At 73.2% G+C, this 7,100-nt stretch carries 7 protein-coding genes; 4 read left to right on the top strand and 3 right to left on the bottom strand.

From position 1 onward, the window contains the following. The first annotated feature begins 139 nt into the window (after window positions 1-139). The 3 genes from VE546_RS21045 to VE546_RS21055 all read left to right on the top strand — a co-directional run bounded on the left by VE546_RS21045 (window position 140) and on the right by VE546_RS21055 (window position 3,201). A complete protein-coding gene (locus tag VE546_RS21045; protein WP_324924666.1) occupies window positions 140-1,738 on the top strand; it encodes an ABC-F family ATP-binding cassette domain-containing protein in 1,599 nt (532 codons plus the stop codon). A gap of 361 nt (window positions 1,739-2,099) precedes the next feature. Further along, window positions 2,100-2,321, top strand: coding sequence for a helix-turn-helix domain-containing protein (locus VE546_RS21050; RefSeq protein ID WP_324924668.1), 222 nt, complete (start codon window positions 2,100-2,102; stop codon window positions 2,319-2,321). Window positions 2,322-2,421: 100 nt separating this feature from the next. Further along, entirely contained in the window at window positions 2,422-3,201 is a 780-nt protein-coding gene (locus tag VE546_RS21055) for an enoyl-CoA hydratase/isomerase family protein (RefSeq protein WP_324924670.1), read from the top strand. A gap of 66 nt (window positions 3,202-3,267) precedes the next feature. On the opposite strand, the gene VE546_RS21060 is transcribed toward VE546_RS21055, so the two are convergent. Genes VE546_RS21060 through VE546_RS21070 form a run of 3 tightly spaced genes read right to left on the bottom strand, consistent with a single transcriptional unit; the run spans window position 3,268 to window position 5,987 of the window. Continuing rightward, the gene (locus VE546_RS21060; RefSeq protein WP_324924672.1) at window positions 3,268-4,023 is read right to left on the bottom strand and encodes an SDR family oxidoreductase; all 756 of its coding nucleotides are present in this window, start codon (window positions 4,021-4,023) and stop codon (window positions 3,268-3,270) included. Between the two features lie 4 nt (window positions 4,024-4,027). Further along, complete coding sequence (locus VE546_RS21065) at window positions 4,028-4,954, bottom strand: SURF1 family protein (RefSeq protein ID WP_324924674.1); 927 nt, start codon at window positions 4,952-4,954, stop codon at window positions 4,028-4,030. A gap of 25 nt (window positions 4,955-4,979) precedes the next feature. Then, window positions 4,980-5,987: a DEDDh family exonuclease gene (locus tag VE546_RS21070; protein WP_324924676.1), complete on the bottom strand. Its 1,008-nt coding sequence runs from the start codon at window positions 5,985-5,987 to the stop codon at window positions 4,980-4,982. 143 nt (window positions 5,988-6,130) lie between these two features. On the opposite strand from VE546_RS21070, the gene VE546_RS21075 reads away from it, so the two are divergent. Further along, complete coding sequence (locus VE546_RS21075; RefSeq protein ID WP_324924678.1) at window positions 6,131-7,045, top strand: sterol desaturase family protein; 915 nt, start codon at window positions 6,131-6,133, stop codon at window positions 7,043-7,045. Window positions 7,046-7,100: the final 55 nt, after the last annotated feature.

Consider the following 7,100-nt stretch of genomic DNA (forward strand, 5'->3'; position numbering starts at 1 on the left):
CGGCGGGTCGGAAATCCGGTTGCGCGCCGCCGTTAGACTGAAACGCATGGCGACTCTCCTCGTGCATTAGGCCGGCGTACGCCGTCTCCCCGCCCCCGACCCCGACGTACGTCCGTCCACCCTGCCTTGGAGCCCTTCCGTGATCACCGCCACCGGACTCGAGCTGCGCGCCGGCGCCCGGGTCCTCCTGGAGTCCGCTTCCTTCCGCATCGCCAAGGGCGACCGCATCGGCCTGGTCGGCCGCAACGGCGCGGGCAAGACCACCCTCACCCGCTGCCTGGCCGGGGAGGGCACGCCCGCCGCCGGCACCATCACCCGCACCGGTGAGGTCGGCTACCTCCCCCAGGACCCGCGCACCGGCGACCTCGACGCCCTCGCCCGCGACCGCATCCTCTCCGCCCGGGGCCTGGACACCGTGCTGCGCGGGATGCGCGAGAACGAGGAGCGGATGGCGGGCGGCAAGGGCGCCACCCGCGAGCGGGCGATGAAGAAGTACGAGCGGCTGGAGACGGAGTTCCTCACCAAGGGCGGCTACGCCGCCGAGGCCGAGGCCGCCACGATCGCCGCCAGCCTCGGGCTGCCCGACCGCGTGCTCGGCCAGCCGCTGGGCACCCTCTCCGGCGGCCAGCGGCGCCGGGTGGAGCTGGCCCGCATCCTGTTCTCGGACGCCGACACCCTCCTGCTGGACGAGCCGACCAACCACCTCGACGCCGACTCCATCGTCTGGCTGCGCGACTTCCTCAAGACCTACCGCGGCGGCTTCGTCGTCATCTCCCACGACGTCAGCCTCGTGGAGACGGTCGTCAACAAGGTCTTCTACCTGGACGCCAACCGCGCCTGCATCGACATCTACAACATGGGCTGGAAGCAGTACCTGGTCCAGCGCGAGGCGGACGAGAAGCGGCGCAGGCGCGAGCGGGCCAACGCCGAGAAGAAGGCCGCCGCCCTCGCCGCCCAGGCCGACAAGATGCGCGCCAAGGCCACCAAGGCCGTCGCCGCGCAGAACATGGCCCGGCGCGCCGAGCGGCTGCTGGCCGGGCTGGAGGAGGAGCGCCGGGCCGACAAGGTCGCCAAGCTGCGCTTCCCCGACCCCGCGCCGTGCGGCAAGACCCCGCTGACGGCGGAGGGGCTGTCCAAGTCCTACGGCTCCCTGGAGATCTTCACCGACCTCTCGCTGGCCATCGACAGGGGCTCCAGGGTGGTCATCCTCGGCCTCAACGGCGCGGGCAAGACCACCCTGCTGCGGCTGCTGGCCGGGGTGGAGAAGCCCGACACCGGGCGGGTCGTCCACGGCCACGGGCTCAAGCTCGGCTACTACGCGCAGGAGCACGAGACCCTGGACCCGGACCGCACGGTGCTGGAGAACATGCGCTCGGCCGCACCCGACATGGACATGGTCGACATCCGCAAGACGCTGGGGTCGTTCCTGTTCTCCGGCGACGACGTGGACAAGCCCGCGCGGGTGCTCTCCGGTGGGGAGAAGACCAGGCTGGCGCTGGCCACGCTGGTGGTCTCCTCGGCCAACGTGCTGCTGCTGGACGAGCCGACCAACAACCTCGACCCCGCCAGCCGCGAGGAGATCCTCGGCGCGCTGCGCGCCTTCACCGGCGCGGTGGTGCTGGTCACGCACGACGAGGGTGCGGTGGACGCGCTCCAGCCGGAGCGGATCGTCCTGCTGCCCGACGGCGTGGAGGACCTGTGGGGCGAGGAGTACGCGGACCTCGTCGCGCTCGCCTGACCGCGCACGGTGACCGCACCGTTCTGGATCATTCGTTCTGGATCATTCGGCCGACGCGTGATCCGTCATCTGAGTGAGATCGGCTGGTATCCCGGCGCGGTCGGGCGTCGAGAGCGCAGGTGGTGTGGCATAGACCTCCCGCCGCGGAGGTTTGGCCCCTGCGCACGGCTCTGACCTGCACCTTCCTCCCGCAGTGCGGTCCCGCACCCGGTGGAGCGGTTGCGGAATGCTGCATTCCGGTGGCTTCCGGCCCTTGCCCGGGCGCCAAGGTCGTCGTACGGACCTTGTCGAATGGGTGGCCAGAAGACCGGCTAGGGGTGATCATGAGAGTCCAGAGCGCACTTCCCATGAGGAGGCACGGGTGGCCGAGACTCTGAAGAAGGGCAGCCGGGTGACCGGCGCCGCGCGCGAGAAGCTCGCGGCTGATCTCAAGAAGAAGTACGACTCCGGTGCGAGCATCCGGGCGCTGGCCGAGGAGACCGGCCGTTCCTACGGATTCGTGCACCGGATGCTCAGCGAGTCCGGCGTGACCCTCCGCGGTCGCGGCGGTGCGACACGAGGCAAGAAGACCACGACGACCTGAGACCCAGGGCCGTCCCGAGGGACGCCACCCGGTCGGCCACCTGACCGGCTGGGTGGTTACTCTTCAGTCACTTGACTGCGGAGAGCCCCGGGAGACCCTCATGATCCTGCTCGACAAGGACGGCGTACGGCTCGTCGTCGACGGCGACGTGGCCACGGTCACGCTCGACCGCCCGGCCAAGCGCAACGCCCAGACCTTCGCGATGTGGCGCGCGCTGGCCGAAGCCGGACGACTGCTGCCCGGCGAGGTGCGCGTCGTCGTCCTGCGCGGCGAGGGACAGTCCTTCTCCGCCGGGCTGGACCGGCAGGCCTTCACCCCCGAGGGCTTCGCCGGCGAGCCCTCCTTCACCGACCTGGCGCGCGGTTCGGACACCGAGATCGACGAGGTCATCGCCGGCTACCAGGAGGCCTTCGCCTGGTGGCGGCGGAACGACGTGGTGAGCATCGCCGCCGTCCAGGGGCACGCCATCGGCGCGGGCTTCCAGCTCGCGCTCGCCTGCGACCTGCGGGTGTGCGCCGACGACGTGCAGTTCGCGATGCGCGAGACCAGCCTCGGGCTGGTCCCCGACCTCACCGGCACCCATCCGCTGGTCGGGCTCGTCGGATACGCCCGCGCGCTGGAGATCTGCGTCACCGGGCGCTTCGTCCACGCCGAGGAGGCCGAACGGATCGGGCTGGCCAACCTGGTGGTGCCCCGCGCCGAACTGGAGGCGGCCACCGCCGACCTGACGGCGGCGCTCCTCGCGGCCCCGCGCGACGCGGTGATCGAGACCAAGGCGCTGCTGCGCGGCGCGGTGGAGCGCACCTACGACGAGCAGCGCGCGGCCGAGCGCGAGGCCCAGACCCGCAGGCTGCGCGACCTGGCCGGCCTCGGCGAGTGACCCGCGCCGGCGGTCCGGCGTGTGCCCTCCGTGCGGAGGGCACACGCCGGGCGGGCGGAGCGGCCCCTAAAAGCCGTGCCGGGCGCCGCCGTCCACCGGGAGCATCACCCCGGTGACGTACGAGGCGGCGGGGGAGAGCAGGAAGGCCGCCGTCCTGCCGAACTCCTCCGGGGCGCCGTAGCGGCCCAGCGGGATCGCGGCCGCGCTGCGCCGGCGGGCGGCCTCGGCGTCCCCGGTGAGCGCGTCCAGCTCGCGCACCCGGTCGGTGTCGATGCGGCCCGGCAGCAGTCCGACGACGCGGACGCCGCGCGGCCCCAGTTCGTTGGCGAGCGACTTGGCGAAGCCCGCCAGCCCCGGCCGCAGCCCGTTGGAGACCGTCAGGCCGGCGATCGGCTCGTGCACCGAGCCGGACAGCACGAAGCCGATCACCCCGCCCTCCGTCAGCCGCCCGGCCGCCGTGCGGGCCAGCCGCACCGCGCCGAGGAAGACCGACTCGAACGACGACCGCCACTGCTCGTCGGTGATCGACTCGAAGGAGCCGGCCGGGGGCCCGCCCACACTGATCAGCACCCCGTCGAGACGGCCGTGCCGGTCGTGCGCGGCGGCCACGAGGCGGTCGGCGGCGGCCGGGTCGGCGTTGTCCGCCGCGATGCCGGTGGCGCCTTCGCCCAGCCGTTCCGCGGCCTCGGCCGCCGCCTGCCCGGTCCGGCCGGTGACGATCACCCGCGCGCCCTCGGCGACCAGCTCGCGGGCGGCGGCGAAGCCCAGCCCGCGGGTGGCGCCGGTGACGAGGTACACCCTGTCCTGCAGTCCGAGATCCATGGGCTCAGTCTGCCGGGCGGTCAGGAGGCCCGGGAGCGGCGGGGGTGGGGGAGGGCCGTCCGGCCGCGTGCCCTCCGCCCGCGTCCCGGGCGTCCCCGGTCTCCGGGCCTCCGGCCTCCGATCCCTTGGTCTCCGGGCCCCCGGTGTCCGGCGCCTCCTGCCCGGGCCGCGCCGCCGCGCGGTCCCGGCGCTCGCGGCGGACCAGGACCAGCCAGCCGACGGGGACCGCCGCGGCGAACAGCCACCACTGGAACGCGTACGCCAGATGCGGGCCGATGCCGCTGTGGTCCGGCTCGGGCAGGGGCTCGGGCTGCTCGCCGGAGGGCTCGGGGGAGGTCTTCTCCAGCGCCACGTAGCCGCCGAGGACCGGCCGGTCCAGCTCCCGCGCCATCCGCTCGCTGTCGATCAGCATCACCTGGCGGGGCGGCAGCCCCCGCTTCTCCCGGACGCCGCCGCCGGCCGTCTCGTCCGCCATCAGCCGTCCGGTGACGGTGACCTCGCCGGAGGGGGCCGGCGGCACGTCGGGGAACTTCGTCAGGTCCCCGCCCGCCGGGACCCAGCCGCGGTTGACCAGCACGGCCGTGCCGTCCTCGCGGACCAGCGGGGTGAGGACGTGGTAGCCGATCCGCCGGCCGTCGGCGGCGGTCCGCTGGCGCACGACCGTCTCGTGCCGGGGGTCATAGGTGCCGGTCGCCGTCACCGGGCGGTACCGGTCGTCGTCGGCCGGGCCGCGGCCCGGGGCGGCCAGCCTCTCCACGGGCACCGGCGCGGCGCTCAGGCTCGCGGCGATCAGCTCGTTGCGGGCCACCCTGTCCTCATGCCGGTGGAACTGCCAGAAGCCCAGTCTGACCATCACCGGGATCAGCAGGAGCGCGACGAGGGTGATGATCACCCACTGCCGGGACAACAGGAAGCGGTACGAGGACGGCACGGTCTCGACGGTACCCCGCCGGCCGTCACTCCTCCGGAGCGGGGGCCACGTCCTGCAGGAGCTGGGTGAAGGCCGCCTCGTCGATCACCGGGGTGCCGTAGGCGCGCGCCTTGACGACCTTGGAGGTGCCGGAGTCGGGGTCGTTGGTGACCAGGAGGCTGGTGAGCCGCGACACACTGGTCGTGATGTGGAGCCCCGCCTCGATCGCCCGGTCCTCCAGCAGCTCCCGGTCGGTGGAGGTGTCCCCGGAGATCGCCACCCGCATGCCCTGGACGAGGGGCTTGCCCGGCTCGTACCGCCCGGGGTTGGGGTAGGGGCAGGCGGGGCGCTTGCGCGAGGGACGCCAGCTCGCCGCGTAGGAGCGCGGCCCCCGCCCGGCGGAGGCGCCCCCCGAGGTGATGCTGTCGCTCCACTCGGTCAGCGGCTGGCAGGCCAGCAGGGGCAGCCGTATGCCGTCCCGGGCGGCCAGGTGCAGGCTCGGCCGGAACGCCTCGGCCAGCACCCGGGCGTCGTCCAGCGCGTGGTGCGCCCGGCGCTGCACGACGCCGTAGTGCGCGGCGAGGGTCTCCAGCCGGTGGTTGGCCAGGGGCAGGCCCAGCTCCTTGGACAGGGCGATGGTGCACAGCCGCTGCCGCACGGGGGCGACCATCCTGGCGCGGGCGTACTCGCGGGCGATCATCGACCAGTCGAAGACGGCGTTGTGCGCGACCAGCACCCGGCCCCGCAGCCGCTCGGCGAACTCCTCGGCGATCTCCGGGAAGAGGGGGGCGTCGGCCAGCATCTCGCTCGTCAGGCCGTGGATCCAGGTCGGTCCCGGGTCGCGCTGCGGATTGACGGGGGTGTACCAGTGGTCCACCACGTCCCCCCGCGCGTCCAGCCGGTAGACGGCCGCCGAGACGATGCGGTCGTCGCGGGCGAGCCCCGTGGTCTCCACGTCCACCACGGCGTAGGCCTCCGGGTACTCACGGGGCCAGGCCGGGGTGGTGGACTGCGCTGCGGGCCGCGCGTGGGCCGCCGACTGGTCTTCGAGCATGGTCCCAGAGAATACGGGGCGCCACTGACACCTCCGCATCACCGCAGGTCGCTCCGGAACACCGGGCCTGCTGACGGCTCATCTCGCATACTTGTCGGTAACAGACTCTGGCCGTGGCCCGTTCCCGGCCCTACGGTGCTCGCATGCCGAGCGTGCCTGATCTCCCCGATGTCGTGCTGTGGTCGATCCCCGCCTTCGTCCTGCTGACGGTCCTGGAGATGGTCAGCTACCGCCTCCATCCCGAGGAACCCGGCAGTCCCGTCGCCGGGTACGAGGCCAAGGACGCCGCCACCAGCGTCACCATGGGCCTGGGCAGCCTCTTCTTCGACGCCCTGTGGAAGGTCCCGGTCGTGGCCGTCTACGCGGCGGTCTACGAACTGACCCCGCTGCGGGTGCCCGTGGAGTGGTGGACGCTGCCGCTGATGCTGCTCGCCCAGGACTTCCTCTACTACTGGTCCCACCGCGGACACCACGTGATCCGCATCCTGTGGGCCTGCCACGTGGTGCACCACTCCAGCCGGAAGTTCAACCTCACCACCGCGCTGCGCCAGCCCTGGACGTCCGTGACCTCCTGGCCGTTCTACCTACCGCTCGTCGCCTGCGGCGTGCACCCGGCGGCGGTCGCCTTCTGCTCCTCGGCCAACCTGGTCTACCAGTTCTGGATCCACACCGAGCGCATCGGGAAGCTGCCGAGGCCGGTGGAGCACGTCTTCAACACGCCCTCGCACCACCGGGTCCACCACGCCTCCCAGGGCGGTTACCTGGACCGCAACTTCGGCGGCATCCTCATCGTGTGGGACCGGCTCTTCGGCTCCTTCGCGCCGGAGGCGGAGCCGTGCGTCTACGGGCTCACCAAGAACATCGACACCTACAACCCGCTGCGCGTGGCCACCCACGAGTACGTGGCCATCGCCCGCGACCTGCGGGCGGCCCGCGACTGGCGCGAGCGCGCCGGGCGCCTCTTCCGCGGGCCCGGCTGGCAGCCCGCCCCCGCCGGCGCGGCGCGGACGGCGGGCGGAGGGGCCGGGCCCACCGGGCCCGGCCCCTCCGCGGCCTGACGGAACGTCACCCCGAGGCGGCCCGGAACCCCGGGCCGCCTCGGGACGCCCGACC

Source organism: Streptomyces sp., assembly GCF_035644915.1.
Classification (GTDB): domain Bacteria; phylum Actinomycetota; class Actinomycetes; order Streptomycetales; family Streptomycetaceae; genus Streptomyces.